Origin of the sequence: Pseudomonas sp. TWP3-2 (assembly GCF_049897765.1) — a bacterium.
In the GTDB taxonomy this organism is placed as follows: Bacteria; Pseudomonadota; Gammaproteobacteria; order Pseudomonadales; family Pseudomonadaceae; genus Aquipseudomonas.
The window spans coordinates 340,766-365,937 of sequence record NZ_JAFCWW010000002.1 but is presented as its reverse complement, the minus strand read 5'-3'; the positions used below and the strand labels follow the sequence as shown (position 1 = coordinate 365,937).

General features: G+C 60.3%; 25 protein-coding genes, 1 other RNA gene and 1 pseudogene. 11 read left to right on the top strand and 16 right to left on the bottom strand.

The annotated features are described in order from the left end of the window. Positions 1-103: 103 nt before the first annotated feature. Positions 104-568 (bottom strand): Lrp/AsnC family transcriptional regulator, encoded by a 465-nt coding sequence (locus ACP7EE_RS04845; protein WP_426233767.1) that lies wholly within the window; start codon positions 566-568, stop codon positions 104-106. A gap of 126 nt (positions 569-694) precedes the next feature. On the opposite strand from ACP7EE_RS04845, the gene ACP7EE_RS04840 reads away from it, so the two are divergent. From ACP7EE_RS04840 to ACP7EE_RS04830, 3 genes are all read left to right on the top strand, one after another. Further along, entirely contained in the window at positions 695-1,033 is a 339-nt protein-coding gene (locus ACP7EE_RS04840) for a hypothetical protein (RefSeq protein WP_426233766.1), read from the top strand. A 90-nt stretch (positions 1,034-1,123) separates the two neighbouring features. After that, complete coding sequence (locus tag ACP7EE_RS04835) at positions 1,124-2,908, top strand: GspE/PulE family protein (protein WP_426233765.1); 1,785 nt, start codon at positions 1,124-1,126, stop codon at positions 2,906-2,908. Between the two features lie 68 nt (positions 2,909-2,976). Further along, positions 2,977-3,294: a DUF2388 domain-containing protein gene (locus tag ACP7EE_RS04830; protein WP_420647442.1), complete on the top strand. Its 318-nt coding sequence runs from the start codon at positions 2,977-2,979 to the stop codon at positions 3,292-3,294. Positions 3,295-3,484: 190 nt separating this feature from the next. On the opposite strand, the gene gcvP is transcribed toward ACP7EE_RS04830, so the two are convergent. The 10 genes and pseudogenes from gcvP to ACP7EE_RS04780 form a co-directional block, all read right to left on the bottom strand. Then, positions 3,485-6,358 carry an aminomethyl-transferring glycine dehydrogenase gene (gcvP, locus tag ACP7EE_RS04825; RefSeq protein WP_426233764.1) on the bottom strand — a complete coding sequence of 958 codons (2,874 nt, stop codon included), beginning with the start codon at positions 6,356-6,358 and terminating at the stop codon, positions 3,485-3,487. 132 nt (positions 6,359-6,490) lie between these two features. Beyond that, positions 6,491-6,874 carry a glycine cleavage system protein GcvH gene (gene gcvH, locus ACP7EE_RS04820; protein WP_420647444.1) on the bottom strand — a complete coding sequence of 128 codons (384 nt, stop codon included), beginning with the start codon at positions 6,872-6,874 and terminating at the stop codon, positions 6,491-6,493. Positions 6,875-6,924: 50 nt separating this feature from the next. Next, entirely contained in the window at positions 6,925-8,007 is a 1,083-nt protein-coding gene (gene gcvT / locus ACP7EE_RS04815) for a glycine cleavage system aminomethyltransferase GcvT (protein ID WP_420647445.1), read from the bottom strand. A 156-nt stretch (positions 8,008-8,163) separates the two neighbouring features. Further along, positions 8,164-9,780 carry an ABC transporter permease gene (locus ACP7EE_RS04810; protein WP_426233763.1) on the bottom strand — a complete coding sequence of 539 codons (1,617 nt, stop codon included), beginning with the start codon at positions 9,778-9,780 and terminating at the stop codon, positions 8,164-8,166. A gap of 245 nt (positions 9,781-10,025) precedes the next feature. Then, entirely contained in the window at positions 10,026-11,030 is a 1,005-nt protein-coding gene (locus ACP7EE_RS04805) for an extracellular solute-binding protein (RefSeq protein WP_426205321.1), read from the bottom strand. A gap of 107 nt (positions 11,031-11,137) precedes the next feature. Beyond that, positions 11,138-12,355 carry a 2-octaprenyl-3-methyl-6-methoxy-1,4-benzoquinol hydroxylase gene (locus ACP7EE_RS04800; RefSeq protein ID WP_426233836.1) on the bottom strand — a complete coding sequence of 406 codons (1,218 nt, stop codon included), beginning with the start codon at positions 12,353-12,355 and terminating at the stop codon, positions 11,138-11,140. Between the two features lie 9 nt (positions 12,356-12,364). Continuing rightward, positions 12,365-12,499 (bottom strand): annotated as a pseudogene (locus ACP7EE_RS04795) (tetrameric acyl-CoA thioesterase); the annotation flags it as partial. Between the two features lies 1 nt (position 12,500). Next, complete coding sequence (gene ubiH, locus ACP7EE_RS04790) at positions 12,501-13,688, bottom strand: 2-octaprenyl-6-methoxyphenyl hydroxylase (protein ID WP_426233762.1); 1,188 nt, start codon at positions 13,686-13,688, stop codon at positions 12,501-12,503. Then, positions 13,685-15,019, bottom strand: a complete 1,335-nt coding sequence (pepP, locus tag ACP7EE_RS04785) for a Xaa-Pro aminopeptidase (RefSeq protein ID WP_426233761.1) — start codon at positions 15,017-15,019, stop codon at positions 13,685-13,687. The genes ubiH and pepP overlap by 4 nt, the downstream gene beginning before the upstream one ends. Before the next feature lie 27 nt (positions 15,020-15,046). Beyond that, positions 15,047-15,607, bottom strand: coding sequence for a YecA family protein (locus tag ACP7EE_RS04780; RefSeq protein WP_420647450.1), 561 nt, complete (start codon positions 15,605-15,607; stop codon positions 15,047-15,049). A gap of 120 nt (positions 15,608-15,727) precedes the next feature. Here ACP7EE_RS04780 and ACP7EE_RS04775 point away from each other — a divergent pair, with 120 nt between their 5' ends. From ACP7EE_RS04775 to ACP7EE_RS04760, 4 genes are all read left to right on the top strand, one after another. After that, positions 15,728-15,937, top strand: a complete 210-nt coding sequence (locus ACP7EE_RS04775) for a TIGR02449 family protein (RefSeq protein ID WP_157712350.1) — start codon at positions 15,728-15,730, stop codon at positions 15,935-15,937. Next, positions 15,934-16,251 carry a cell division protein ZapA gene (locus ACP7EE_RS04770; RefSeq protein ID WP_426205324.1) on the top strand — a complete coding sequence of 106 codons (318 nt, stop codon included), beginning with the start codon at positions 15,934-15,936 and terminating at the stop codon, positions 16,249-16,251. Before ACP7EE_RS04775 ends, ACP7EE_RS04770 begins: the two co-directional genes overlap by 4 nt. Before the next feature lie 30 nt (positions 16,252-16,281). Beyond that, a non-coding RNA gene (gene ssrS / locus ACP7EE_RS04765) (6S RNA) lies at positions 16,282-16,460 on the top strand. Positions 16,461-16,540: 80 nt separating this feature from the next. Further along, positions 16,541-17,146 carry a 5-formyltetrahydrofolate cyclo-ligase gene (locus ACP7EE_RS04760; RefSeq protein WP_426205325.1) on the top strand — a complete coding sequence of 202 codons (606 nt, stop codon included), beginning with the start codon at positions 16,541-16,543 and terminating at the stop codon, positions 17,144-17,146. A 35-nt stretch (positions 17,147-17,181) separates the two neighbouring features. On the opposite strand, the gene ACP7EE_RS04755 is transcribed toward ACP7EE_RS04760, so the two are convergent. After that, positions 17,182-17,337, bottom strand: coding sequence for a hypothetical protein (locus ACP7EE_RS04755; protein WP_420647453.1), 156 nt, complete (start codon positions 17,335-17,337; stop codon positions 17,182-17,184). 196 nt (positions 17,338-17,533) lie between these two features. Here ACP7EE_RS04755 and ACP7EE_RS04750 point away from each other — a divergent pair, with 196 nt between their 5' ends. Next, positions 17,534-17,986, top strand: coding sequence for an EVE domain-containing protein (locus tag ACP7EE_RS04750; protein WP_426233760.1), 453 nt, complete (start codon positions 17,534-17,536; stop codon positions 17,984-17,986). A gap of 156 nt (positions 17,987-18,142) precedes the next feature. Here ACP7EE_RS04750 and ACP7EE_RS04745 read toward each other — a convergent pair whose 3' ends face one another. After that, positions 18,143-18,550, bottom strand: coding sequence for a flagellar basal body-associated protein FliL (locus ACP7EE_RS04745; protein WP_426205327.1), 408 nt, complete (start codon positions 18,548-18,550; stop codon positions 18,143-18,145). A gap of 150 nt (positions 18,551-18,700) precedes the next feature. Here ACP7EE_RS04745 and ACP7EE_RS04740 point away from each other — a divergent pair, with 150 nt between their 5' ends. From ACP7EE_RS04740 to glpT, 3 genes are all read left to right on the top strand, one after another. Next, positions 18,701-19,678 carry an NADPH:quinone oxidoreductase family protein gene (locus ACP7EE_RS04740; protein ID WP_426205328.1) on the top strand — a complete coding sequence of 326 codons (978 nt, stop codon included), beginning with the start codon at positions 18,701-18,703 and terminating at the stop codon, positions 19,676-19,678. Positions 19,679-19,850: 172 nt separating this feature from the next. Continuing rightward, positions 19,851-20,189 carry a hypothetical protein gene (locus ACP7EE_RS04735; RefSeq protein ID WP_426233759.1) on the top strand — a complete coding sequence of 113 codons (339 nt, stop codon included), beginning with the start codon at positions 19,851-19,853 and terminating at the stop codon, positions 20,187-20,189. A gap of 269 nt (positions 20,190-20,458) precedes the next feature. Further along, the gene (gene glpT / locus ACP7EE_RS04730; protein ID WP_420647458.1) at positions 20,459-21,811 is read left to right on the top strand and encodes a glycerol-3-phosphate transporter; all 1,353 of its coding nucleotides are present in this window, start codon (positions 20,459-20,461) and stop codon (positions 21,809-21,811) included. Here the strand turns inward: glpT and ACP7EE_RS04725 are convergent. The 3 genes from ACP7EE_RS04725 to ubiD form a co-directional block, all read right to left on the bottom strand. Further along, a complete protein-coding gene (locus ACP7EE_RS04725) occupies positions 21,784-22,455 on the bottom strand; it encodes a gamma-glutamylcyclotransferase (protein WP_426205330.1) in 672 nt (223 codons plus the stop codon). The two genes, glpT and ACP7EE_RS04725, sit on opposite strands and share 28 nt — an antisense overlap. 219 nt (positions 22,456-22,674) lie before the next feature. Beyond that, the gene (locus ACP7EE_RS04720) at positions 22,675-23,643 is read right to left on the bottom strand and encodes a CDP-6-deoxy-delta-3,4-glucoseen reductase (protein ID WP_426205331.1); all 969 of its coding nucleotides are present in this window, start codon (positions 23,641-23,643) and stop codon (positions 22,675-22,677) included. Next, positions 23,643-25,109 carry a 4-hydroxy-3-polyprenylbenzoate decarboxylase gene (gene ubiD, locus ACP7EE_RS04715; protein ID WP_420647461.1) on the bottom strand — a complete coding sequence of 489 codons (1,467 nt, stop codon included), beginning with the start codon at positions 25,107-25,109 and terminating at the stop codon, positions 23,643-23,645. Before ubiD ends, ACP7EE_RS04720 begins: the two co-directional genes overlap by 1 nt. Positions 25,110-25,172 lie beyond the last annotated feature (63 nt).

The window sequence follows — 25,172 nt, the reverse complement described above, 5'->3', positions numbered from 1 at the left end:
AGCTCCCACAGGGTTCGATGTTGGAACGCATATTGTGTTTCAACACAAAAACCTGTGGGAGCTGGCTTGCCAGCGATGAGGCCAGCACAATCACCGCAACACTTCAGACCGGCAAGCTTGTTGTGGATTTGATCTCCGACAGCGCCACTATCGAATTCACTTCCTGAATCCCCGGCACCAGCGACAGCTTCTCGAAGAAGAAGCGCTCATACGCCTCGATGTCCGCCGCAACAATGCGCAGCAGAAAATCCACCGCCCCCATCAGCACATAGCACTCCAGCACTTCCGGAAACCCGCGAATCGCCTCGGTGAATTCCGTGAAGTTCGACCGCCCGTGGGCGTTGAGTTTGATCTCGGCGAAGATCTGCGTGTTCAGGCCGATTTTCTTGCGATCCAGCAAAGTCACATGCCCGCGAATGATCCCCTCCTCCTTCATCCGCTGAATCCGCCGCCAGCATGGCGATTGCGACAGACCCACCTGCTCGGCGATCTGCGCGCTGGACAAAGAAGCGTCCTCCTGTAGCAGGGCGAGAATGCGCCGGTCGTAGCTGTCCAACTCACTGCGCATAACTATTCCTCAAACTTAAGTCGTGACGAATTGATCTTTTCGATCAATCACGAATTCCGTCCATCTTAGATAAGAAATGCCCGCCGGCGAATGCAAAAATTCCTCCAGTAATTTTGGAGACTCACCATGTCGCATCTCGAAGCCGTGAACACCCCACCGCCCCGCGCCGATGTGTGGAACGTGAGCAATGCGCATTGCCGCGCGCAATATCAGATTCTCGCTGAAGCCGAACCGGATCTTTTGTGCCGGGCACTCAATCTGTTCGCCTTGCAGTTCCTCACGCCGCAGCAGGTCAACGTCCAGCGGCTGGACGATCTGCTGTCGCTCGACATCGTCATCGATGGCCTCAGTTGGCACCGCGCCGAAGTGATCGCGGAAAAACTTCGTAACCTGATCAGCGTGTGCTCGGTGAACCTGCAAGACGCCGACGCGGCGTGGGCTGCGCCCGAGCAAGCGGCCGGCTGACAAAAATCGAAACGCCTTCGTCGGGTAGTGGCCCAGCAGTCCGTGCGGCCACGACTATCCTTTGCGCACAGTCGTTCAAAAGGAGCCCGCATGTCCGTTCAACTCGCCACTCAGGACCGCTGGCTGGATCTCAACGATGTTCTGCGTGAACTGGTCGCTCAGGGGTTTATCTGCCAGGACGCGGCCGAGCAGGCCCTGAATGCCCGTCGTCGGCATGCAGCCCATGGTCAGAAACATCCGCTGGAGTTCATCGCCAGCCAGCAACTCGACGACCTCAGCCGTCCGGGCAAACATCTCGATCTGGAAAGCCTGACCCTGTGGCTCGCGCAGCAGGCGGGCCAGCCGTACTTGCGCATCGACCCGCTGAAGATCAACGTTGCCGCAATCACGCCGCTGATGTCTTACGCTTTTGCGCAGCGGCACAAGATTCTTGCGGTATCGGTTGACCGGGACGTGGTTACCGTGGCCAGCGCCCAGCCTTACGTCACTGGCTGGGAAGCTGATCTGACCCACGTACTCAAATTGCCGATCAAACGCGTGGTGGCCAACCCGGCGGATATCCAGCGCTTCAGCGTCGAGTTTTTTCGACTGGCCAAATCGGTCAGTGGCGCTACCAATGCCGATCAGCAAAGCGGCAACCTCGGCAACTTCGAACAGTTGCTCAACCTCGGCGCCAGCGATCAGGAGCCGGACGCCAACGACGCGCACATCGTCAATATCGTCGACTGGCTGTTCCAGTACGCCTTCCAGCAACGCGCCAGCGATATCCACATCGAGCCGCGGCGCGAGCAGGGTACGGTACGTTTTCGCATCGACGGCGTATTGCACAACGTCTATCAATTTCCGCCGCAAGTGACCATGGCCATCGTCAGTCGTTTGAAGAGCCTCGGCCGGATGAACGTCGCCGAGAAACGCAAGCCGCAGGACGGTCGGGTCAAGACCAAAACCCCTGACGGTGGCGAAGTCGAGCTGCGGCTATCGACTCTGCCCACCGCGTTCGGCGAAAAAATGGTCATGCGGATATTCGACCCGGAAGTGCTGCTCAAGGATTTCGATCAGCTCGGGTTTTCCGCCGACGACCTGCGGCGCTGGCAGGACATGACCGGCCAGCCCAACGGCATCATCCTGGTGACCGGGCCGACCGGTTCGGGCAAGACCACCACGCTATACACCACGCTGAAGAAACTGGCGACGCCGGAGGTCAACCTCTGCACCATCGAAGACCCGATCGAGATGGTCGAGCCGGCCTTCAATCAGATGCAGGTGCAGCACAACATCGACCTGACCTTCGCCGCCGGGGTGCGCGCGCTGATGCGCCAGGACCCGGACATCATCATGATCGGCGAGATCCGCGATCTGGAAACCGCCGAGATGGCGATTCAGGCGGCGCTGACCGGGCACCTGGTGCTGTCGACCCTGCACACCAACGATGCGCCGAGTGCGATCAGCCGTCTGCTCGAACTCGGTGTGCCGCATTACCTGATCAAAGCCACGGTTCTCGGCGTCATGGCGCAACGTCTGGTGCGAACCTTGTGCCCGCACTGCAAGGCACCATTGACCCTCGGCGAGGAAGACTGGCAAACCCTGACGCGACCGTGGCAAGCACCGCTGCCGAGCAATGCGCAACGCGCAATCGGTTGCCTGGAATGCCGCGACACCGGCTATCACGGCCGCGCGGGTGTTTACGAAATCATGCAGCTGACCGACGGCCTCAAAACGTTGATTACCCCGGACACCGATCTGACGGCAATCCGCCGTCAGGCGTTCAAGGAAGGCATGCGCAGCCTGCGCTTGTCCGGCGCGCAGAAGGTCGCGGCGGGGCTGACAACTATTGAAGAAGTATTGCGAGTGACACCGCAGAGCGAGCAGAAATAGGCTCTCACGGAACCGGATCGGGGAAATCGCGATCCAACGCCGTAGTTAAATCAGTGGAGTCACCCCTTATGCGTCTCAAACTTGCTGTTGCTACCGTTGCCCTGTTGTCTCTGCCCGTCGGTTCGGCAATGGCCGACAGCTTTTGGCGTAACGTCATTTCCTCCGGCGCCACCACCGGCTCGACTTACCTGACGTTCAAGGATCACAAGCTGATCGTTGCTGCACAGGATGACGCCGGCAGTTTCGTTGCCAGCGAAGGCGGTATCCGTGGACCGTATCTGGAAGCCGCCATGCAGAAAGTCCGCGCTGATAACCCAGGGTTGCAGGCGACAGACATGGAATTGGCCAACGCCATTCTGGCGAAGAATGCCGTGGCGTCAGAATAACCTTCCAGACGAAAAGAAAAATGCCGCTCAATCGAGCGGCATTTTTTTGCCCACAGCTTCAGAATCACCCTAGAACCCTGTGGGAGCGGGCTTGCCCGCGATGAGGACAGCACATTCAGCATCGATGTCGACTGAACTACCGCTATCGCGGGCAAGCCCGCTCCCACAGGGTATGTGGTTGATATCCAAATTAGCGGTAATCGTCTACCGGGACGCAGGCGCAATAGAGATTGCGGTCGCCGTAAACGTTATCCACCCGGTTAACCGCCGGCCAATACTTGTGCGCCCTGGTGTGCGTATCCGGCGTAATCGCTTGCTCGATACTGTACGGCCGCTCCCACACGCCAGTGACATCGGCCAAGGTATGCGGCGCACGCTTGAGCGGATTGTCCTCGGCCGGCCAGTTGCCGTTTTGCACCTCAGTGATTTCCGCACGGATGCTGAGCATCGCGCCGATGAAGCGGTCCAGCTCAGCCTTGGATTCACTCTCGGTCGGTTCGACCATCAAGGTACCCGGCACCGGGAATGACATGGTCGGCGCGTGAAAGCCGTAATCCATCAGACGTTTGGCGACATCTTCTTCGCTGATCCCGGTCAACGCCTTGAGCGGGCGCAAATCGAGAATGCATTCATGTGCGACTCGCCCATTGCGACCGGTGTAAAGCACCGGAAACGCGCCGGACAGATGCTGCGCCAGGTAATTCGCCGCGAGGATTGCCACCTCGCTGGCATCCGCCAGTTGCGGCCCCATCATCGCGATGTACATCCAGCTGATCGGCAAAATGCTCGCGCTGCCCCAAGGCGCCGCACTGACCGCCGTGTTCTGCGCTTGCGGCCCGTCAATCGGCACCACCGGATGATTGGCCACAAAAGGTGCCAGATGCGCGCGCACGCCAATCGGCCCCATGCCCGGCCCGCCGCCACCATGCGGGATGCAGAAAGTCTTGTGCAAGTTCATGTGTGATACGTCGGCGCCAATGTCAGCGGGGCGCGTCAGCCCAACTTGTGCATTCAGGTTGGCGCCATCCATGTACACCTGACCGCCGTGTTTGTGGATAACTTCGCAGATTTCGCTGATGCCCTCTTCGTAGACGCCGTGGGTCGAAGGATAGGTTGCCATCAGGCACGACAACTTGGCCCCGGCCTCAGCCGCCTTGGCCTTCAAGTCTTCCAGATCAACGTTGCCGGCCTCGTCGCATTCGACTATCACCACGCGTAACCCAACCATTTGCGCCGAGGCCGGATTGGTGCCATGGGCCGAGGACGGAATCAGGCACACATCGCGTCCGCCCTGCTGCCGGCTCTCGTGGTATTTGCGGATCGCCAACAACCCGGCGTATTCGCCCTGCGCGCCGGAGTTGGGCTGCATGCAGATCGCATCGAACCCGGTGATCGCGCACAACCATTGCTCAAGTTCTTCGATCATCAGCGTGTAACCAACTGCCTGCTCCCTCGGCACAAAAGGATGCAGATTGGCGAACTGCGGCCAGGTGATCGGGATCATTTCGCTGGTGGCGTTGAGTTTCATGGTGCAGGAGCCGAGCGGGATCATCGACTGGTTGAGCGCCAGATCCTTGTTCTCCAGTTGTTTGAGGTAGCGCAGCATTTCGGTTTCGCTGTGGTGGGCGTTGAACACCGGGTGGCGCAGGTACGGCGTGGTTCTTTGCAGATTGTCCGGGATGCCGGAATCCAGCGCTTCGGCATCCAGTTCCTCGACGTTCAGCCCATGATCGGCACCGAGCAGCACGTCGAACAGTTTGACCACGGTGTTTTCGTCGCAAGTTTCGTCGAGGCTCAAGCCCAAGCGGCCACGGCCGAGAATCCGCAGGTTGATCTGCGCGGCCTGGGCACTTTCGATAATCGCGGTCTGCGCGCCGCCAACGTCCAGCGTCAGCGTGTCGAAGAATTGCTGGTTGACTCGATTGATACCGTGGCGAGCCAGCCCGGCAGCCAGAATGCAGGTCAGTCGATGCACCCGTTGGGCGATGCGTTTCAGCCCTTCCGGCCCGTGATGAACAGCATAGAAACTGGCGATGTTGGCCAATAAAACCTGCGCAGTGCAAATGTTCGAATTGGCCTTCTCCCGGCGAATGTGTTGCTCGCGGGTTTGCAGGGCCATGCGCAGCGCAACGTTGCCGCGTGCATCTTTCGACACGCCGATGATCCGCCCCGGAATCGCCCGTTTGTATTCCTCACGACTGGCGAAAAACGCCGCATGCGGGCCGCCGTAGCCCATCGGCACGCCGAAGCGCTGACTGGAGCCGAACACCACATCCGCGCCCATCTCTCCCGGCGGGGTCAGCAGTAACAAGCTCAACAGATCGGCGGCGACGCACGCCAGTGCCTGTTGCGCGTGCAGCTGATCGATCAACGGGCGCAGGTCGCGGATCTCGCCGTGGGTGTCCGGGTATTGCAGCAAGGCACCGAACACCTGGTGCTGCTTCAAGTTATCCACAGCGTCGATGATCAGCTCGAAGCCGAAGCCTTCAGCGCGGGTCTGCACCACGGAAATGGTCTGCGGGTGACAGTTTTCATCGACGAAAAACAGATTGCTTTTGGACTTGGCCACGCGTTTGGCCAGTGCCATGGCTTCCGCTGCTGCGGTGGCTTCGTCGAGCAAGGAGGCGTTGGCCAGTTCGAGGCCGGTGAGGTCGATGGTCAGTTGCTGAAAGTTGAGCAACGCTTCCAGTCGGCCCTGGGCGATTTCCGGTTGGTAGGGCGTGTACGCGGTGTACCAGCCGGGATTTTCCAGCACGTTGCGCAGAATGACCGCAGGCGTCAGGGTGCCGTGGTAGCCCATGCCGATCAGGCTGGTCCAGACCTGATTCTGCTCGGCATAGCCACGCAGTCTGGCCAGCGCCGCCTGCTCGTCCAGTGCTGGCGGCAGATCCAGTGCGCGATTGAGGCGAATGCCCGGCGGCACGGTTTGTTCGATCAGCTCGACGCGACTGCCAAGACCTAGGCTGTCGAACATTGCCTGTTGTTCGGCGGCATCGGGGCCGAGGTGGCGGCGCAGGAAAGCCTCGGGATCGCGTAACTGGCTCAGGGACGGCAACTGGGACATGACGGGCTCTCTCTTGGCTGGCGCTCGGCGTCAATGCAACACGGTCAAACCAGCATAGCAGCCACTGCCATGGGCGAATCCCGGACAGAAAAAAGCCCCGACGAGTCGGGGCTTTGGGATGTTGCGTGCAGCTTATTCGCCGATGGCTGCCTTGTAGGCGGCCGCGTCGAGCAGCTTGTCCAGCTCGGCCTTGTCGCTTGGCTTGAGCTTGAAGATCCACGCGCCGTACGGATCGGAGTTGAGCAGTTCAGGCGAACCGCCCAGCTCTTCGTTGATGGCGATCACTTCACCGCTGATCGGCGAGTAGATGTCGGAAGCGGCTTTCACCGATTCAACCACTCCGGCCTGATCTTCAGCGGCAAACACTTTGCCCACTTCCGTCAGCTCGACGAATACCACATCGCCCAGCGCTTCCTGCGCGTGGTCACTGATGCCCACGGTGACGGTGCCGTCAGCTTCCAGACGCGCCCATTCATGACTTTCGGCAAAACGCAGGTCGGCGGGGATGTTGCTCATGTTCGGTGTCCTCAAGAAGTAGGTCAGCGGTGGTGTCCGCCGGAAATAAGTTAGATCAAGGTTTTGCCGTGACGGACGAAGGTCGGTTTGACCACCCGTACCGGATACCACTTGCCACGGATTTCCACTTCGGCGCGGTCGGCTGTCGCCATCGGTACACGCGCCAGGGCAATCGACTTGCTAAGCGTAGGAGAGAAACTACCACTGGTGATCTCCCCTTCGCCAACATTGGCGATGCGCACGACCTGATGCGCGCGCAAAACCCCGCGCTCTTCAAGCACCAGACCGACCAGTTTGTGCTGCACACCTGCGGCTTGCTCGGCCTGTAGAGCGTCGCGACCGATGAACTGACGCGTGGCCGGCTCCCAGGCAATGCTCCAGGCCATGTTCGAGGCCAGTGGCGAAACGTCTTGATGAATGTCCTGACCGTACAGGTTCATCCCGGCTTCAACGCGCAGCGTATCGCGAGCGCCGAGGCCGATCGGCGAAATGCCCGCGCCAACCAGATCGTTGAAAAATCCCGGAGCCTGACTGGCCGGCAGAACGATTTCCAGACCATCCTCGCCGGTGTAACCGGTGCGCGCGATGAACCAGTCGCCGTCGGCGTGGCCTTCGAAAGGTTTGAGCATCTGGATCAGCGTCGCGCGGGACTGGGTCACCAGTTCGGCAATCTTGTGCCGGGCCTGCGGGCCTTGAATGGCCAGCATCGCCAGCTCGGCGCGTTCGTGCAGGTGCACGTCGAAACCGGCCTGATGCGTTTGCATCCAGGCCAGATCCTGATCGCGGGTGGAGGCGTTGAACACCAGCCGATAACCGTCGTCGAGGCGGTAGACGATCATATCGTCGACGATGCCGCCGCGTTCATTGAGCATGGTGCTGTAGAGCGCACGGCCGGGGCTGTGCAGGCGTTCGACGTCGTTGGCCAGCAAATGCTGGAGCCAGACCTTGGCCTGGGGGCCACTGACATCGATCACGGTCATGTGGGAAACATCGAACACCCCGCAATCGCGGCGCACCTGATGGTGTTCCTCGACCTGCGAGCCGTAGTGCAATGGCATATCCCAACCGCCAAAATCGACCATCTTCGCGCCGAGGGCGAGATGCAGGTCATACAGAGGCGTACGCTGTCCCATGGGTTTCTCCTTCCGGGCGTGGCGAAGGTGCGGACAGGCGCTGCACAGCGTGAAAGCCTTGAAATAGAAGGCTCTCAGCCGATTTCAGCAACCGGGTCTGTCAGACGGACCGCACCGAATGCCGCGCATTGTAGCCGCATGATGTAGGACTGACACCTAAGCGTTTCGATGCGCCGAACGGCGGATCAATCCGATGACCGGCAACAGACCGACCAGAACCAGGCTCAGCGCCGGCAACGACGCCCGCGCCCACTCGCCTTCGCTGGTCATTTCGAAGATGCGTACCGCCAGCGTGTCCCAGCCAAACGGGCGCATCAGCAGGGTCGCCGGCATTTCCTTGAGCACATCAACGAACACCAGCAACGCGGCACTCAAGGTCCCCGGCAACAACAACGGCAGATACACTTTGAAAAACAGTCGCGGCCCACTGACACCCAGGCTACGTGCTGCTTCAGGCAAAGATGGCCGTATACGCGCCAGACTGCTTTCCAGCGGGCCGTATGCCACAGCGATGAAACGCACCAGATACGCCAGCAACAGCGCCGCCAGACTGCCCAGCAGCAACGGTTTGCCCGCGCCACCGAGCCAACCCGACACTGGAATCACCAGCTCGCGGTCGAGGTAACTGAAAGCAAGCATGATCGACACTGCCAACACCGAACCGGGCAAGGCGTAACCGAGGTTGGCCAGACTGACACCGGAGCGGATCGCTCGGGTCGGCGCCAGACGTCGGGCAAATGCCAACAGCAGCGCGACACTCACGGTAATCAACGCCGCCATGCCCCCCAGATACAGCGTGTGCAGAATCAGTCCGGCGTAGCGTTCATCCAGATCGAAACGCCCGCGCTGCCAGAACCACGCCAGCAGTTGCAGCACCGGAATGACGAACGCGCAGGCGAACACCAGCGAGCACCAACCCGTTGCTGCCCAAGCCTTGGGCCCGCGTAGGTGATACAGCGCTTTGATCCGTGGTCGCTCGTTACTCGCGCGATTCGCCCCGCGCGCGCGGCGTTCGCCGTACAACACCAGCATCACCACCAGCAGCAACAGGCTGGCCAGTTGCGCGGCGCTGGACAGGCTGAAAAAGCCGTACCAGGTCTTGTAGATCGCGGTGGTAAAAGTATCGAAGTTGAACACCGACACTGCACCGAAATCCGCCAGGGTCTCCATCAACGCCAGCGCCACCCCCGCGCCAATTGCCGGTCGCGCCATCGGCAACGCCACGCGCCAGAACGCCTGCCACGGCGACTGGCCGAGCACCCGCGCGGCTTCCATCAGGCCTTTGCCCTGAGCCAGAAACGCAGTGCGCGCTAGCAGGTAGACGTAGGGATAAAAAACCAGCACCAACACCACAATCACCCCGCCGGTGGAACGTACACGCGGCAGGCGCAGGCCGCTGCCGAACCACTCGCGCAACAGGGTTTGTACCGGTCCGGCGAAGTCGAGCAGGCCGACAAACACGAAAGCCAGTACGTAGGCGGGAATAGCGAAGGGCAGCATCAGCGCCCAGTCGAGCCAGCGCCGACCGGGGAATTCGCAGAGACTGGTGAGCCAGGCGAGGCTGACGCCAATCAGGGTTACGCCGACGCCGACGCCCAAGACCAGCGTCAGGGTGTTGCCGAGCAGGCGTGGCATCTGGGTTTGCCACAGGTGCGACCAGATTTGTTGATCTATGGTTTGCCAGGACAACAGCAGGACGCTGAGGGGCAACAGCACCAACGCGGCGATGGTGAAGACGATGGGGTACCAGCGGCGTTGGGCGGGGTGGGCCACTTTTAGAACTCTGGAGGGATAGGGGTGTTCTTGAGCTGCTTGTTTCAGGTCGGGATTGTTGCCCTCACCCAAGCCCTCTCCCGGAGGGAGAGGGGACTGACCGAGTTGCTCTTTCGAGTTACATCGACCTGAGATATCGAGTCGAACTCAAGTCTAGAAAACAACCCACATCGGCTCCCTCTCCCCCCGGGAGAGGGCTGGGGTGAGGGCAGCGATCTTAAGCGAACACAGCAATCGACAAAAACTCAGTTCCACCCCGCCCGATCCATCATCCGAATCGCCTCTGCCTGACGCTTGCCCGCCACTTCTACCGGCAAGGTGTCGGCAATGAACTTGCCCCAAGCCGCCACTTCCTCCGAAGGCGCGACCGCCGGGTTGGCCGGGAATTCCTGATTCACATCGGCAAAAATCTTCTGCGCCTCAGGTGTGGTCATCCACTCGACCAGCGCCTTGGCTGCTTCCGGATGCGGCGCATGCTTGGTCAAACCTATACCCGACAGGTTGACGTGCACACCGCGATCCGCTTGATTCGGCCAGAACAGTTTCACCGGCAGTTCAGGCTTCTGCTTATGCAGGCGACCGTAGTAGTAAGTGTTGACGATCCCCACGTCGCACTGGCCAGCGTTGATCGCTTCGAGCACCGCGACGTCATCGGAGAACACATCGGTGGACAGGTTGTTGACCCAGCCTTTGAGGATTTTTTCGGTCTTCTCGGCGCCATGCACTTCGATCATGGTCGCGGTCAGCGACTGGTTGTAGACCTTTTTCGCCGTACGCAGGCACAGGCGCCCTTCCCAGTTCTTGTCGGCCAATGCCTCGTAGGTGGTCAGTTCGCCCGGTTTCACTCGTTCAGTGGAGTAGGCGATAGTCCGCGCGCGCAGGCTCAAACCGGTCCAGGCATGGCTGGACGAGCGGTATTGCGCGGGAATATTGCTGTCGATGGTTTTCGAGGTGAACGGCTGAAGAATGCCCATCTGCTCGGCCTGCCACAGGTTGCCGGCGTCGACCGTCAGCAGCAGGTCGGCGGTGGCGTTTTCGCCTTCGGCCTTGATGCGCTGCATCAGCGGCGCTTCCTTATCGGTGATGAACTTGATCTTCACCCCGGTTTTCGCGGTGTAGGCGTCGAATACCGGTTTGATCAGTTCGTCGATGCGCGACGAGTAGACCACCACCTCATCAGCGGCCTGGGCGGCAGTGCTGCCGATCAGGGTCAGGGCCATTGCGGTCAGAAGACGCTTGGATGCCAACATGGGAGTGATCTCTCGGTCGGGAAAAGTGGCCCAAATGATAAGGACTCACATTTGCCAGCTCAATCGATCACTTCGCCAAGGAGTTACCGGATGTTGCACGGAGAGATTCAGGGCTTGGCGAGGGCCGGCAGGTCGCCGGTCAAACCCAGCGCTTCACGCACGAACAATGCCTTGGCCTCAGGCATCTGCTCGACGATCTTCAACCCGGTATTACGCAACCAGCGCAAAGGCAGCGGATCAGCCTGGAACAACCGCTCAAAGCCTTCCATCGCCGCCATCAGCGCCAGATTGTGCGGCATGCGCCGACGCTCGTAGCGGCTCAGGACTTTCACGTCCGCCAGCCGTTCGCCGCGCTCGTGCGCTTGCAGCAGCACTTCGGCCAGCACCGCGGCATCGAGGAAGCCGAGATTGACGCCCTGCCCCGCCAACGGGTGAATGGTGTGCGCCGCATCGCCGATCAGCGCCAGACCTTCAGCCACGTAACGCTTGGCATGGCGTTGACGCAGCGGCACGCAGACGCGCGGGTCGGCGCTGAGCACTTCGCCGAGGCAGCCTTCAAAGGCACGCTCCAGTTCACGGCAGAAATCCGCCTCATCCAGCGCCATCAAACGCTCGGCCTCGCTCGGCGTGGTCGACCAGACGATCGAACACCAATCCTGCTGCCCATCACGCTCCAGCGGCAGAAACGCCAGCGGCCCGTGATCGGTGAAGCGCTGCCACGCGGTCATCTGATGCGGCTGGCTGCTGCGCACGCTGGTGACGATGGCATGGTGCAGATAATCCCACTCACGGGTCGCGACACCGGTCAGGCGTCGCACCGCAGAGTTGGCGCCGTCAGCTGCGATTACCAGCGGTGCGCGCAACGTGCGGCCATCGGCCAGGGTCAGCAGCCAGTCGTCGCCAGAGCGGCGCATCTGTTCCAGTCGGGCGTTGGCCAGCAAGCCCAGATCACAGTCGTGCAAACGGTCGAGCAAAGCGTCCTGCACCACACGGTTTTCGACGATGTGACCGAGCACATCGGCGTGCACGCTGGCGGCCGAGAAATGAATCTGCCCGGTGCCGCTGCCGTCCCACACATGCATGTCGGTGTACGGACTGCTACGGCGACTGGCGATGCCGTCCCACACGCCAAGGCGTTCGAGAATGCGTTGGCTGGCTGCAGACAGCGCACTCACGCGCGGCTCGAACGCCGCGTCGGCCTCGAACGGTTTGACGCTCAACGGGCTACCGTCGAGCAGCAGGACTTCCAGCCCGCTGTCCTGCAACGCCAGTGCGAGGGCGCTGCCGACCATTCCGGCTCCGACAATCAGCAGATCTGCGCGCATTTCCATGCTTTAAGCCTGTCTCGCTTGCGGCTTGAGCCGCACATAAAGGGTTTTACCGACCTGCGCCAGCAGATTGCCGGCGCCGTCATGAATGTCGACCTGCGACTGCGGCGGGTGTTGCTCCTCAGTGGCGGTCTGCCGGCGATCAAGCATCCGGCCGCGTCCCCAGCCCCATGGCCTGACGGGCGAACCAGCGTTTGGCCGGCGGCAGCAGATCGAGACCGAGCAGACCGAGGTTGCGGCCCAGCGACACCAGCGGCTGAGTGCTGCCGAAAAGCCGCGTGACCTGATCGGAGAAGCCCACGGTCAGGTCCTGATCGAGACGCTGACGCTCGCGATAGGCTTGCAACGTGGCGAAGTCGCCCAGCGGTTTATCGCTGGTCAGCAAGGCTTCGGCGAGTGCATTGGCATCGCGCAGCGACAGGTTGAAACCCTGCCCGGCAATCGGATGCAGACTGTGTGCGGCGTTGCCCAGCACTGCGAGATGCGAACGCACCTGCTCCTCGGCCTCGACCAGCGACAACGGATACAGGTGCCGCGCGCCAACCTGTTTCAGCGTGCCGAGGCGGTAACCGAATACGCCCTGCAATTCGCTGAGGAAGTCGCGATCACTCAAATCCGCCAGGCGTTGCGCGTCCATGCCCAGACGGGTCCAGACCAGCGCGCAGCGGTTGTCCGGTAGCGGCAGCAAGGCCATCGGGCCGTCATCCGTGAAACGCTCGAAAGCCACGCCGTTGTGCGATTCACTCGGGGTGATGTTGGCGATCAGCGCGCTCTGGTTGTAAGGCCGCTGACGCACGTTGATACCCAATTGCTCGCGCAGACCGGACCGGCCGCCATCGGCGAGCACCGCCAGATCACATTCGAGGGTGGTCTCATCATTCAGAGTCAGGCGATAACCGTCGGCCAGGGGTTCCATGCGCGTGACTTCCGCGGGGCAGCGCCAACTGATCACGTCCTTGTCGACATGCTGCCAGAGGCAGTGGCCGAGCCAGGCGTTTTCCACCACATAGCCCAGCGCCGGCACGCCTTCTTCCATCGCCGACAAGCGCGCGGTGGAGAAGCGGCCACGGTCCGACACATGGATCTGCTTGATCGGCTCGGCGCGGCGGGAGATTTCCTGCCACACGCCCAGTCGTTGATAAATCTGCCGCGAGCCAAACGACAGCGCCGACGAACGCGCGTCGTAGCTCGGCTGCCAACTGTCGCCGGGGGCGAATGGTTCGATCAGCACGATCTTCCAGCCGCGTGCCTTTGCGCCGGCCTGCAAGGCCAACGCCAGACTGGCACCGACCAGACCACCACCGATGATTGCCAGATTGACCCGACTCATGCCGCATGGCTCCGGGCTTGCGCCATCAGGGCTTCGATCTCGGCGACGGTTTTCGGCACGCCGTTGGTCAAAATTTCACAACCGGTCTTGGTCACTACCACGTCGTCCTCGATGCGCACGCCAATGCCGCGCCATTTCTTCGCTACGTTCTGATTGTCCGGGGCGATGTAGATGCCCGGCTCCACGGTCAGCGCCATACCAACCTCCAGCACGCGCCATTCGCCGCCGACCTTGTACTCGCCAACGTCGTGTACATCCATGCCCAGCCAGTGGCCGGCGCGGTGCATGTAAAACGCTTTGTAGGCTTCGGACGCAATCAACTCGTCGACTTCGCCCACCAGCAAACCGAGCTTGACCAAACCTGTAGTGATCACCCGAACCGTGGCTTCGTGGGCCTGATTCCAGTGCTTGTTCGGAGCGATTTCAGCGAACGCGGCTTCTTGCGAAGCCAGCACCAACTCGTAAATCGCTTTCTGCTCGGGCGAAAACTTGCCATTGACCGGCCAGGTGCGGGTGATGTCGCTGGCGTAGCAGTCGATCTCGCAACCGGCGTCGATCAGCACCAGATCGCCGTCCTTGAGCAACGCGTCGTTCTGCTGGTAATGCAGGATGCAGCTGTTGCGCCCGGCGGCGACGATCGAACCATAAGCAGGCATTTTCGCCCCGCCCTTGCGGAATTCGTAGTCAAGTTCGGCTTCGAGGCTGTACTCGTAAAGCCCGGCGCGACTGGCCTGCATCGCGCGGATGTGCGCCTGGGCAGAGATGCGTGCGGCTTCGCGCATCACCTTCACTTCTGCCGCCGATTTATACAGGCGCATGTCGTGCAGCAGATGATCCAGCGCAACGAATTCGTTGGGTGGCTGCGCGCCGAGGTGCGCTTTGGAGCGGATCACGTTGATCCAGTCCATCAGATGGCGGTCGAATTCCGGGTTGCTGCCCATCGCCGAATACACCCGATCGCGGCCTTCAATCAGGCCCGGCAGGATGTCGTCTATGTCGGTAATGGGGAATGCGTCGTCAGCGCCGTATTCGTGGATCGCGCCTTCCTGCCCTGCACGCAAGCCATCCCAGAGTTCGCGTTCGGCGTTGCGTTCACGGCAGAACAGCACGTATTCGCCATGCTCACGGCCGGGCATCAACACGATGACCGCTTGTGGCTCGGGGAAACCGCTGAGGTACTGGAAGTCGCTGTCCTGACGGTAGACGTGCTCGACGTCGCGGTTGCGGATGGCAACTGCGGCGGCGGGCAGGATCGCGATGCTGTTGGGGACCATCTGCGCCATCAGCGCCTTGCGGCGCCGGCTGTATTCCGCTCTGGGGATATGGATCATGGGCAGATGGCTTTCCCTGTCAGGCGATCAGTGCAGCGACGGCTTGGCGGCTGGCGGCACATCGGCTTTCCTGGTTTCGGAGAACAGCAACAGCGGCGCTACGCGCAGGTATTCCATGACTTCCATGTAATCGCTTTCGCCGTCTTCGGATTCTTCCAGTGCGTCTTGCACCTGGGAGATGGCCGCCAGATCCTGCAGCACTTCGGTGGCTTCGGTGCTCAACATGCTGCTGTCGCGGCAGTTCAGGCCAAAACCGCTGAGGAAGCCCTGGCACCATTCGCCCAGCGCAATAGCGCGCTCGGCCAGTGGTGCGTCATCGGTCGGCAACAGCAGCACGACGGTCACGTCGTCGCCGGTCAGTTCGCCTTTGACCATTTCTTGCAGGCCGATCAGGGCGGCGCGGACGTTGTCCTGTGGCTCGCTTTCAAGCAGCTCGGCAGCATCGATCAGCCACTCTTCTGCAGTGAAGCCGGCGCCGGCGCAACTGCGACCGAGCAACAGGCCGTGCAGTTCGGCAGGCGAGACGTTGTGACCGCTGGAGGTCAGCAGGGTGGCGAAGGCTTGGTACGGGGAATTCTGAATGGGCATGGGCAGCTAGGCGCCAGACGGCGCTATGTCTAGAATGAAGGCCTTGTATCCTACATCGACAGACTCGCCAAGACTATTAAAGGCTGTCCGCCAGCTACCACCCATCAGACAGTGAACCCAATGGAAGACACCGACCTGCAAGCGCTGATGGCCAGACTCGAATTGCTGATTGGCCGAGTCGAGCAACTAAAGAGCCAAAACGGACTCTTACTTGCTCAGGAAAAGACCTGGCGCGAGGAACGCGCGCACCTGATTGAAAAAAACGAAATCGCCCGGCGTAAGGTCGAGTCGATGATTTCGCGCCTCAAGGCCCTGGAGCAAGACTCATGAGTTCAAGCAATAGCGTAACCGTGCAGATCCTCGACAAAGAATATTCGATCATCTGCCCGCAGGAAGAGCGCAGCAATCTGGTGAGCGCCGCGCGTTACCTGGACGGCAAGATGCGCGAAATCCGCAGCAGCGGCAAAGTCATCGGCGCCGACCGCATCGCCGTGATGGCCGCGCTGAACATCACCCACGACCTCTTGCACAAAGAAGAGCGTCCGGATGTGCAGGCCAGCGGTTCGACCCGTGAACAGGTGCGCGACTTGCTTGATCGTGTCGATCTGGTGCTCGCCGACGATCCGACCGCGACCAAGGGCTGATTCGCCGAGCCGCTTGGGGTATACTCGCCGCACTCCCTGGGGTGCTTGCCAGTTGACGATGTCCCTGAGCCGATTTGCTATACCCTGGAGGTTGCACGTTGGGCTGGTGTGCATGTCCGCCAGACGGAAAGCCTTAAAGTCTACTGCTTCCTCCACCTTGAACTTTCGGGTTCAAGGGCTAAGTTGACAGCGGTTCATCCGGGGAGCCTGATTCGAATCCGATGTCGGTTAATCCGCCATCGGATTTTTTATGCGTGCGTTTTCGACCCCACCCTGCCGAAGCCGAACCATGACCGAACCTGCTTTGCTGCCCCGCCCCCAATTGCGCCGTTTGCTGCGCAAGGCCCGCCGCGCCCTGACGCCGAGCCAGCAACGCCAGGCTGCCGAAGGCCTGTACAAGCAGCTTGCACAACATCCGCAGTTCCGCCGCGCCAAACACATTTCTCTGTACCTGCCCACTGATGGCGAGATCGATCCGCGTCTGCTGCTGCGCGCTGCCCAGCGCCGCGGCAAGGCGACTTATCTGCCCGTGCTCAGCGCCTGGCCGCGAACCAAAATGGTTTTTCAGCGCGTGCGTCCCGGCGAGAAGCTCAAACCCAATCGCTTCCGCATTCTTGAACCCCGGGCCAATCTGGCTCGACAGCGCAAAGTCTGGACGCTGGATCTGGTGTTGTTGCCGTTGGTGGGTTTTGACGATGTTGGCGGGCGCCTGGGAATGGGCGGCGGATTTTACGACCGCAGCCTGGCGTATCTGAGCCGACGCAATAATTGGCGCAAGCCGACGCTGCTGGGTCTGGCCCACGAATGTCAGAAAGTCGAGCGTTTGGCGCAGGCGAGCTGGGATGTCCCGTTACAGGGCACGGTCACCGACAAGGCATGGTATTTCGCGGGGTAGACGCCGCATCAATCAACGGCGTCGCAAAGGCAGTGTCAGCGCTTGAAGGCTGTCGACTGTTGTACTTGTTGCGCTATTTCAATTGGAGCATCGGTCTTGTTGGCCCACAGGCTCTGCGCATAACCGGTGGTCACGACGCCCAGACCGAACAAAATTACCAGGATCCACAGCAAATCCGGTTTGCGTTTCATCGATTGCCCCCCTCAAGGCACATCATCACGATGACAGCAGCGGTTTCCATTCGTAGCCGTGCAGCAGCGTCAAGCTTTAAAGGCCGGCATTTTGCGGCAACGCGAACCGCTGCGCAAACGCTGGCGTCAACCGACCGTCGGTTTGTCATAAAATTGCCCGACAACTTGCCCACTGAACCCGTGAGGAGCAAAAACCATGGCCTACTGGCTGATGAAATCCGAGCCCGACGAGCTCTCGATCAAGAGCCTGGAGAAGCTCGGCACAGCGCGCTGGGATGGGGTTCGCAACTATCAGGCACGCAATTTCCTGCGCGCGATGGCCGTGGGAGATGAGTTCTTTTTCTACCATTCGAGTTGCCCGGAGCCGGGGATTGCCGGAGTCGGCAAAATAACCCAAGCGGCTTATCCAGACCCGACGGCGCTGGAGCCGGAGAGCCATTACTTCGATCCGAAGGCTACACCTGAAAAAAACGCCTGGAGCGCGATTGATGTCGCGCATGTCGAGACGTTTGCTCGGGTGTTGAAGCTGGATTATCTGAAGCAGCAGACGGCGTTGGCGGAGATGCCGCTGGTGCAGAAGGGTTCGCGGTTGTCGGTGATGCCGGTGACGGCGGAGCAATGGGCAGCGGTGATTGCGCTCAAACCCTGATCAATTTGTCGCCTGCCAAAATGCAATCGCTGGCAAGCCAGCTCCCACAGAGATCTTCAGTGAACACATAATTTGTGACCAACCGAAAAACCTGTGGGAGCTGCGGTGCGACGATTCGACTTGCCAGCGATGCGGCCCGCCCGGACAACCAATGTCTTACTGAATGATCAGGTTGTTGAACAACAGATCCTCAACCACCGGTTTCCCGGTTTCGTCATTCATCACTTGCTGCGTCTGCTTCAACGCTTCCTGGCGCAGCTTCTCTTTGCCTTCGATGCTACCCATCGCCTCGGTCGTCTGCTGGGTGAACAACGCCACCAGCTGATTGCGGATCAGCGGTTCGTTGGCCTTGACCAGTTTGGTCGACTCTTCACCGGTTACGCGCAAAGCCACATCGGCCTTGAACACTTTGAGCTTCGGCGTGCCGTCCAGCCCGTAGTTGCCCACAAATGGCGGGCTCAGGCTGATGTAACTGACCTTCGGCGCTTCGCCTTCTTTGGCTTCTTCGGCCAGCGCTGCCACAGGCAGAGACAGGGCCAGCAACAACATGATCCACGCTTTCACAATTCGCTCCTTATCCGGTTTGCGGCCTAGCATAACGACCCGCCGCGCAAGCACAAGCTTATGGCGGACTATCAGGGTCGGGCATGCTCGTTGACCCGTTGACTGCCACACCTACACTTATCGGCCATCACTCCCAAAGGAATAGCCCTGATGAAAGCCGTGCTGTGCAAAGCCTTCGGCCCTGCCGAATCGCTGGTGCTGGAAGACGTCGCCAGTCCTGTCGCCAAGAAGAACGAAATCCTGCTGGACGTGCACGCCGCCGGGGTCAACTTCCCGGACACGCTGATCATCGAGGGCAAATATCAATTCAAGCCGCCCTTCCCGTTTTCGCCGGGCGGTGAAGCGGCGGGCGTGGTCAGCGCGGTGGGTGAAAAAGTCAGCCACTTGAAAGTCGGCGACCGGGTCATGGCGCTGACCGGCTGGGGCAGCTTCGCCGAACAGGTCGCAGTGCCGGGCTATAACGTGCTGCCGATACCGCCATCAATGGATTTCAACACCGCCGCTGCATTCAGCATGACTTACGGCACTTCGATGCATGCGCTGAAACAGCGCGGCAACCTGCAACCGGGTGAAACCCTGCTGGTGCTCGGTGCCTCCGGAGGTGTCGGTCTGGCCGCCGTGGAAATCGGCAAGGCCCTCGGTGCCCGCGTGATCGCTGCCGCCAGCAGCGCGGAAAAGCTCGCCGTGGCCAAGGCTGCCGGCGCCGATGAACTGATCAACTACAGCGAATCCAGCCTCAAGGACGAAATCAAACGCCTGACCGATGGCCAGGGCGCCGACGTGATCTACGACCCGGTGGGTGGCGACCTGTTCGACCAGGCCATCCGTGCCATCGCGTGGAACGGCCGCCTGCTGGTGGTCGGCTTTGCCAGCGGACGCATTCCCGAACTGCCAGTCAACCTCGCCCTGCTCAAAGGCGCGGCGGTAATCGGCGTGTTCTGGGGCTCCTTCGCCCAGCGCCAGCCGCAGGACAACGCGGCAAACTTCCAGCAGTTGTTCGGCTGGTTCGCCGAGGGCAAGTTGAAACCGCTGGTGTCGCAGGTTTATCCGCTGAGTGAAGCGGCGCAGGCGATCAATGATCTTGGGCAGCGCAAGGCTGTGGGCAAGGTTGTGGTGCAAGTGCGCTGAGAGATTTTGATGATCAGGGCCGGGTGGACTCACAGGATACATCCGGCCTTTTCAGTCGTTTTTTACAACTTTCACACTCGATCAACCGCAATTGAAAAGTGGTAGCTATATACCGCAGTCGCTTCAGCAGATCGCTGTAGTTTGGCCCCTTACATACACAAGGAGTCATTGTATGAGTGATCGAAACTCGCAATCCGGCCAGCCATTAGCGCCAACGATGACCGAAGTGGAGAAAAAAGCTGAAGAGCAGAAAAAGCGCGAAATCGCATCTGAAGCTTCGGATCGGTTCGACATCCTGTTCAACCGACTGATTCTGAGTCAGCCAGTAGAGGCCAGCGAGAATGTTCGCGGGATGAAATACAAATATCAGGAGCTCTACGCCGCGCATGTTGAAGCATCGCAAGCCGAACGCTCGGTGAAAAATTTCCACAACTATCAAAGGCGCAAAAAACGCTGGAGCAAGATCAAGTACGTTCAAAGAAGAATTGGCGAGTTAGCAAGCCAGATATAAACCAGCCAACAGACTAGCCGTTACCCCTTCTGCATTCCTCGCAATACACGTCCTGCAAACCTGCCCTACAACACCCCGAAAACCTGCAGGACGGTGCCGAAGCAACATTCCTCACACCGCCCCATACTTACATCTGAGCGACATGTTCATAAAGGAACACGCGAACTGCCACATTTCCGCTGTTTCGGCGATGCGAACCGGTGCTATTTTCGGTAACGAAACTGTAACATTCGCATCCGCAGTCAAAACAAGAAATCTGGAGCTCTTGAATGTTTGCTTTCTTTCGTCCTGCCGCACATCAGGCTCCATTGCCTGAAGAAAAAATCGATAGCACCTACCGACGCCTGCGCTGGCAGATCTTCGCCGGTATTTTCATTGGCTATGCGGGTTACTACCTGCTGCGCAAAAACTTCTCGCTGGCCATGCCGTACCTGATCGACGAAGGCTACAGCCGTGGCGATCTGGGTCTGGCGATGTCGGCCATCGCCATTGCCTACGGTTTGTCCAAGTTCCTCATGGGCCTGGTGTCCGACCGTTCCAACCCGCGTTTTTTCCTGCCATTTGGTCTGCTGGTATCGGCCGGCGTGATGTTCATTTTCGGTTTCGCGCCATGGGCGACGTCCAGCGTGACCATGATGTTCATCCTGTTGTTCATCAACGGTTGGGCGCAGGGCATGGGCTGGCCGCCGAGCGGTCGCACGATGGTGCACTGGTGGTCGCAGAAGGAACGTGGCGGCGTGGTTTCAGTGTGGAACGTGGCGCATAACGTCGGCGGCGGACTGATCGGCCCGCTGTTCCTGCTCGGCATGGGCCTGTTCAACGACTGGCACGCGGCGTTCTACGTCCCGGCAGCCGTGGCTTTGGCCGTGGCGATATTCGCCTTCATGACCATGCGCGACACCCCGCAATCGGTTGGCTTGCCGCCGATCGAGCAGTACAAGAATGATTACCCGGAAGGCTACGACGCCAGCCACGAAGACGAATTCAGCGCCAAGGAAATCTTCGTCAAGTACGTGCTGCGCAACAAAATGCTCTGGTACATCGCCATGGCCAACGTCTTCGTCTACCTGCTGCGCTACGGCGTGCTCGACTGGGCGCCGACCTACCTCAAGGAAGCCAAGGGTTTCACCGTGGATAAAACCTCGTGGGCCTATTTCTTCTACGAGTGGGCGGGGATCCCCGGCACGCTGCTCTGCGGCTGGATGTCAGACAAGATCTTCCGTGGCAACCGTGGCCTGACCGGCATGGTGTTCATGGCATTGGTGACCGTAGCCACACTGGTTTACTGGCTGAACCCGGCCGGCAACCCGACCGTGGACATGATCGCGCTGTTCTCGATCGGCTTCCTGATCTATGGCCCGGTGATGCTGATCGGCCTGCAAGCGCTGGAACTGGCACCGAAGAAGGCCGCCGGTACTGCGGCGGGCTTCACCGGTCTGTTTGGTTATCTGGGGGGTTCGGTCGCGGCCAGTGCAGCGATGGGCTACACCGTGGACCATTTCGGCTGGGACGGCGGTTTCGTGCTGTTGATCGGCGCGTGCATCCTGGCAATGGTTTGCCTCGCACCGACCTTATGGCACAAACAGGCCGCCAGTCAGACCCGCGAAGAAGCGATCGCCTGATCGGCTTTTGACTTGCAGCGCATGAGCCGCGCCTCCAGATTTTTGTCTGGCATGGCGTGGCTGCGCAGGGCGTGCGCGGTCTGCTCGACATAATCGCGAGTCGTGCCGTAACGCCCGCAAGCGCTTTCGAACACCTGTCGCAGCACATGATCCGGCAAGTTGCCGGCATAGCTCGGCAGGTGTCGCTCCAATACAAATCCCAAAGCCTGCACCTGGCTGCCATCTTCGAGGCGGCAGTTGAGCCAGTGTGGGCGATAGGACGGGAACGGCATCTCGCGTTTCCATAGCGCATACAGCGCACTGTCGAGATCATCTTCCGGCAAGCGATAAGCGAAGCCGCTGCACGAACCACCGCGATCCAGACCGAATACCAGCCCGGGCATTTCCGGCGTGCCGCGATGTTCGTGCGACCACAGGTACAAGCCACGATGGTAGCCATGCACCCGACCGCGCATGCGCTGTGCCGAATTGCATTCCGGCCGCCAGATCAGCGAACCGTAGGCGAACAGCCACACCGGCCCGCCCTTGTGGCGCGCCATGGTCGATTGCATCGAGGCGAGAAGTTGTTCGTGCGTCAGCTGCGGCCCAAGATCGAGCCGCGGAGGGTAAGCCAGGTTCAGAAAAGCGTTTTCAATGGCGCTCATGGCGAATAGCGTTAGCTCCCCGCGGGTGAAGAATTACTTAATAGAACGCACCGCTGTAACAATAAGGCACATATGTTTTAAGGCAATTTGAGTGCCATGGCACATTTCTTAATTGACTGCCTGATTGATATATAACCTAGCGGTATTTACCCAATTAGATAAATACCAATCAGCTATATAGAGAGTTATAAGGATTTAGCTCACGCCTCAGAACGCGGCTCAAGAGCGTGGCGCGTAGGCGAACACATCCGCGCGCATTTGATGCGCATCCATCCCGGCTTCGACCAACGCATCCAGCGTGCCGTAGACCATCGCCGGTGAACCGCTGGCGTAGACGTGCAGCGGCTTCAGATCGGGGAAGTCCTCACAAACCGCCTCGTGCAGCATGCCGCAGCGCCCTTCCCAGCCACACTGATCGCTGACGACTTTGTGCAGAAACAGGTTGGGCAACTTCAGCCATTCATCCCAATGTTCAATTTGGTAGAAATCTTCAGGACGGCGCACGCCCCAATACAGATGCACCGGGTGTTTGAATCCGGCGGCGCGGCAGTGTTCGATCAGGCTGTGAATCTGGCCCATGCCGGTACCGGCGGCGACCAACACCAGCGGTCCGTCGGGCAATTCGGCGAGGTGGGTGTCACCGAACGGCATCTCGATGCGCACCAACGGGTTGCGTTGCAGTTGCTCGATCAGGCTCAACGCACTGGATTCGCGCGCCAGCACGTGGATTTCCAGATCGCGCCCGCCGTGCGGTGCCGAGGCCATCGAGAACGCCGATTTCTCGCCATTCTCGCGCTCGATCATCAGGTACTGACCCGCGTGATAACGCGGCGGTTTGCCGGCTGGCGCGCGCAGACGCACGCGCCAGGTGTCGCCACCCACATCCAGGCATTCGATGACCTGACACGACAGGCTGCGCACCGGCAATTCTCCCAGCGCGAGCACGCCATCCCACAGCACGACGCAGTCTTCCAGCGGCTCGGCTATGCAAGTGTAGAACTCGCCGTGGTCGCGCACCGTTCCGGCCTGTTCGACCCGGCCTTCCACCAGCAGCGCCGCGCAGACGTGGCAATTGCCGTTGCGGCAGCTTTGCGGGCAGTCGTAGCCCAAGCGCCGCGCACCATCGAGAATCCGCTCGCCGGGCCGTATCTCAAGCACCGCTCCGGAGGGCTGCAGGGTTACACGCATCAATCTATTCCTAACTGATTCCAGATGGCATCGATCCGCTGGGTCACGGCGTCGTCCTTGACGATGACGCGGCCCCACTCGCGAGTGGTTTCGCCCGGCCACTTGTGGGTGGCATCCAGGCCCATTTTCGAGCCGAGCCCCGAGATCGGCGAAGCGAAATCGAGGTAGTCGATCGGCGTGTTGTCGATCATCACCGTGTCGCGCTTGGGATCCATGCGCGTGGTAATCGCCCAGATCACGTCATTCCAGTCGCGCGCGTTGATGTCGTCGTCGGTGACGATAACGAACTTGGTGTACATAAACTGTCGCAAAAACGACCAGACACCCAGCATCACGCGCTTGGCGTGGCCCGGATACGACTTTTTCATGGTCACGATGGCCATGCGATACGAGCAGCCTTCCGGCGGCAGGTAGAAGTCGGTGATTTCCGGGAACTGCTTTTGCAGGATCGGCACGAACACTTCGTTCAGCGCCACGCCGAGAATCGCTGGCTCATCCGGCGGACGGCCGGTGTAGGTGCTGTGGTAGATCGGTTTGATCCGGTGAGTGATGCGCTCGACGGTGAACACCGGGAAGCTGTCGACTTCGTTGTAGTAACCGGTGTGGTCGCCGTACGGGCCTTCATCGGCCATTTCGCCCGGATGAATCACGCCTTCGAGGATGATTTCAGCAGTAGCCGGCACTTGCAGGTCGTTGCCACGGCACTTCACCAGCTCGGTGCGGTTACCGCGCAGCAGACCGGCGAAAGCGTATTCGGACAGACTGTCCGGCACCGGCGTTACGGCGCCGAGGATGGTCGCCGGGTCAGCGCCCAACGCCACGGACACTGGAAACGGCTGGCCCGGATGCTTCTCGCACCACTCGCGATAGTCCAGCGCGCCACCACGATGGCTGAGCCAGCGCATGATGACTTTGTTGCGGCCAATCACTTGCTGGCGGTAAATACCGAGGTTCTGCCGGTCCTTGTTCGGGCCTTTGGTGACCGTCAGGCCCCAAGTGATCAGCGGGCCGACGTCGCCGGGCCAGCAGGTCTGCACCGGCAGCATGGCGAGGTCGACGTCATCGCCTTCGATGACCACTTCCTGGCACACCGCGTCTTTGACCACTTTCGGTGCCATCGCGATGATCTTGCGGAAGATCGGCAGCTTCGACCACGCGTCTTTCAAGCCCTTCGGCGGCTCGGGTTCCTTGAGGAACGCCAGCAGCTTGCCGATTTCGCGCAGTTCGCTGACCGACTCGGCGCCCATGCCCATGGCCACCCGCTCCGGGGTGCCGAACAGGTTGCCGAGCACCGGGATGTCGTAACCTGTCGGTTTCTCGAACAGCAGCGCCGGGCCCTTGGCCCGCAGTGTGCGGTCGCACACCTCGGTCATTTCCAGCACCGGCGAGACGGGAACCTGAATACGTTTCAACTCTCCGCGCTGCTCAAGCTGCTGCACGAAATCCCGAAGATCCTTGAATTTCATTGACGATGGCACCCTCAAAATAGGCGTACATCCTACCTGCTATGCCGGCCGCTGGCAGCCCGT

Bases quoted from the DNA above. Each gene is read 5' to 3' on its own strand.
- ACP7EE_RS04845 (WP_426233767.1), bottom strand. From the start codon at position 568: ATGCGCAGTGAGTTGGACAGCTACGACCGGCGCATTCTCGCCCTGCTA.
- ACP7EE_RS04840 (WP_426233766.1), top strand. From the start codon at position 695: ATGTCGCATCTCGAAGCCGTGAACACCCCACCGCCCCGCGCCGATGTG.
- ACP7EE_RS04835 (WP_426233765.1), top strand. From the start codon at position 1,124: ATGTCCGTTCAACTCGCCACTCAGGACCGCTGGCTGGATCTCAACGAT.
- ACP7EE_RS04830 (WP_420647442.1), top strand. From the start codon at position 2,977: ATGCGTCTCAAACTTGCTGTTGCTACCGTTGCCCTGTTGTCTCTGCCC.
- gcvP (WP_426233764.1), bottom strand. From the start codon at position 6,358: ATGTCCCAGTTGCCGTCCCTGAGCCAGTTACGCGATCCCGAGGCTTTC.
- gcvH (WP_420647444.1), bottom strand. From the start codon at position 6,874: ATGAGCAACATCCCCGCCGACCTGCGTTTTGCCGAAAGTCATGAATGG.
- gcvT (WP_420647445.1), bottom strand. From the start codon at position 8,007: ATGGGACAGCGTACGCCTCTGTATGACCTGCATCTCGCCCTCGGCGCG.
- ACP7EE_RS04805 (WP_426205321.1), bottom strand. From the start codon at position 11,030: ATGTTGGCATCCAAGCGTCTTCTGACCGCAATGGCCCTGACCCTGATC.
- ACP7EE_RS04800 (WP_426233836.1), bottom strand. From the start codon at position 12,355: ATGCGCGCAGATCTGCTGATTGTCGGAGCCGGAATGGTCGGCAGCGCC.
- ubiH (WP_426233762.1), bottom strand. From the start codon at position 13,688: ATGAGTCGGGTCAATCTGGCAATCATCGGTGGTGGTCTGGTCGGTGCC.
- pepP (WP_426233761.1), bottom strand. From the start codon at position 15,019: ATGATCCATATCCCCAGAGCGGAATACAGCCGGCGCCGCAAGGCGCTG.
- ACP7EE_RS04780 (WP_420647450.1), bottom strand. From the start codon at position 15,607: ATGCCCATTCAGAATTCCCCGTACCAAGCCTTCGCCACCCTGCTGACC.
- ACP7EE_RS04775 (WP_157712350.1), top strand. From the start codon at position 15,728: ATGGAAGACACCGACCTGCAAGCGCTGATGGCCAGACTCGAATTGCTG.
- ACP7EE_RS04770 (WP_426205324.1), top strand. From the start codon at position 15,934: ATGAGTTCAAGCAATAGCGTAACCGTGCAGATCCTCGACAAAGAATAT.
- ACP7EE_RS04760 (WP_426205325.1), top strand. From the start codon at position 16,541: ATGACCGAACCTGCTTTGCTGCCCCGCCCCCAATTGCGCCGTTTGCTG.
- ACP7EE_RS04755 (WP_420647453.1), bottom strand. From the start codon at position 17,337: ATGAAACGCAAACCGGATTTGCTGTGGATCCTGGTAATTTTGTTCGGT.
- ACP7EE_RS04750 (WP_426233760.1), top strand. From the start codon at position 17,534: ATGGCCTACTGGCTGATGAAATCCGAGCCCGACGAGCTCTCGATCAAG.
- ACP7EE_RS04740 (WP_426205328.1), top strand. From the start codon at position 18,701: ATGAAAGCCGTGCTGTGCAAAGCCTTCGGCCCTGCCGAATCGCTGGTG.
- ACP7EE_RS04735 (WP_426233759.1), top strand. From the start codon at position 19,851: ATGAGTGATCGAAACTCGCAATCCGGCCAGCCATTAGCGCCAACGATG.
- glpT (WP_420647458.1), top strand. From the start codon at position 20,459: ATGTTTGCTTTCTTTCGTCCTGCCGCACATCAGGCTCCATTGCCTGAA.
- ACP7EE_RS04725 (WP_426205330.1), bottom strand. From the start codon at position 22,455: ATGAGCGCCATTGAAAACGCTTTTCTGAACCTGGCTTACCCTCCGCGG.
- ACP7EE_RS04720 (WP_426205331.1), bottom strand. From the start codon at position 23,643: ATGCGTGTAACCCTGCAGCCCTCCGGAGCGGTGCTTGAGATACGGCCC.
- ubiD (WP_420647461.1), bottom strand. From the start codon at position 25,109: ATGAAATTCAAGGATCTTCGGGATTTCGTGCAGCAGCTTGAGCAGCGC.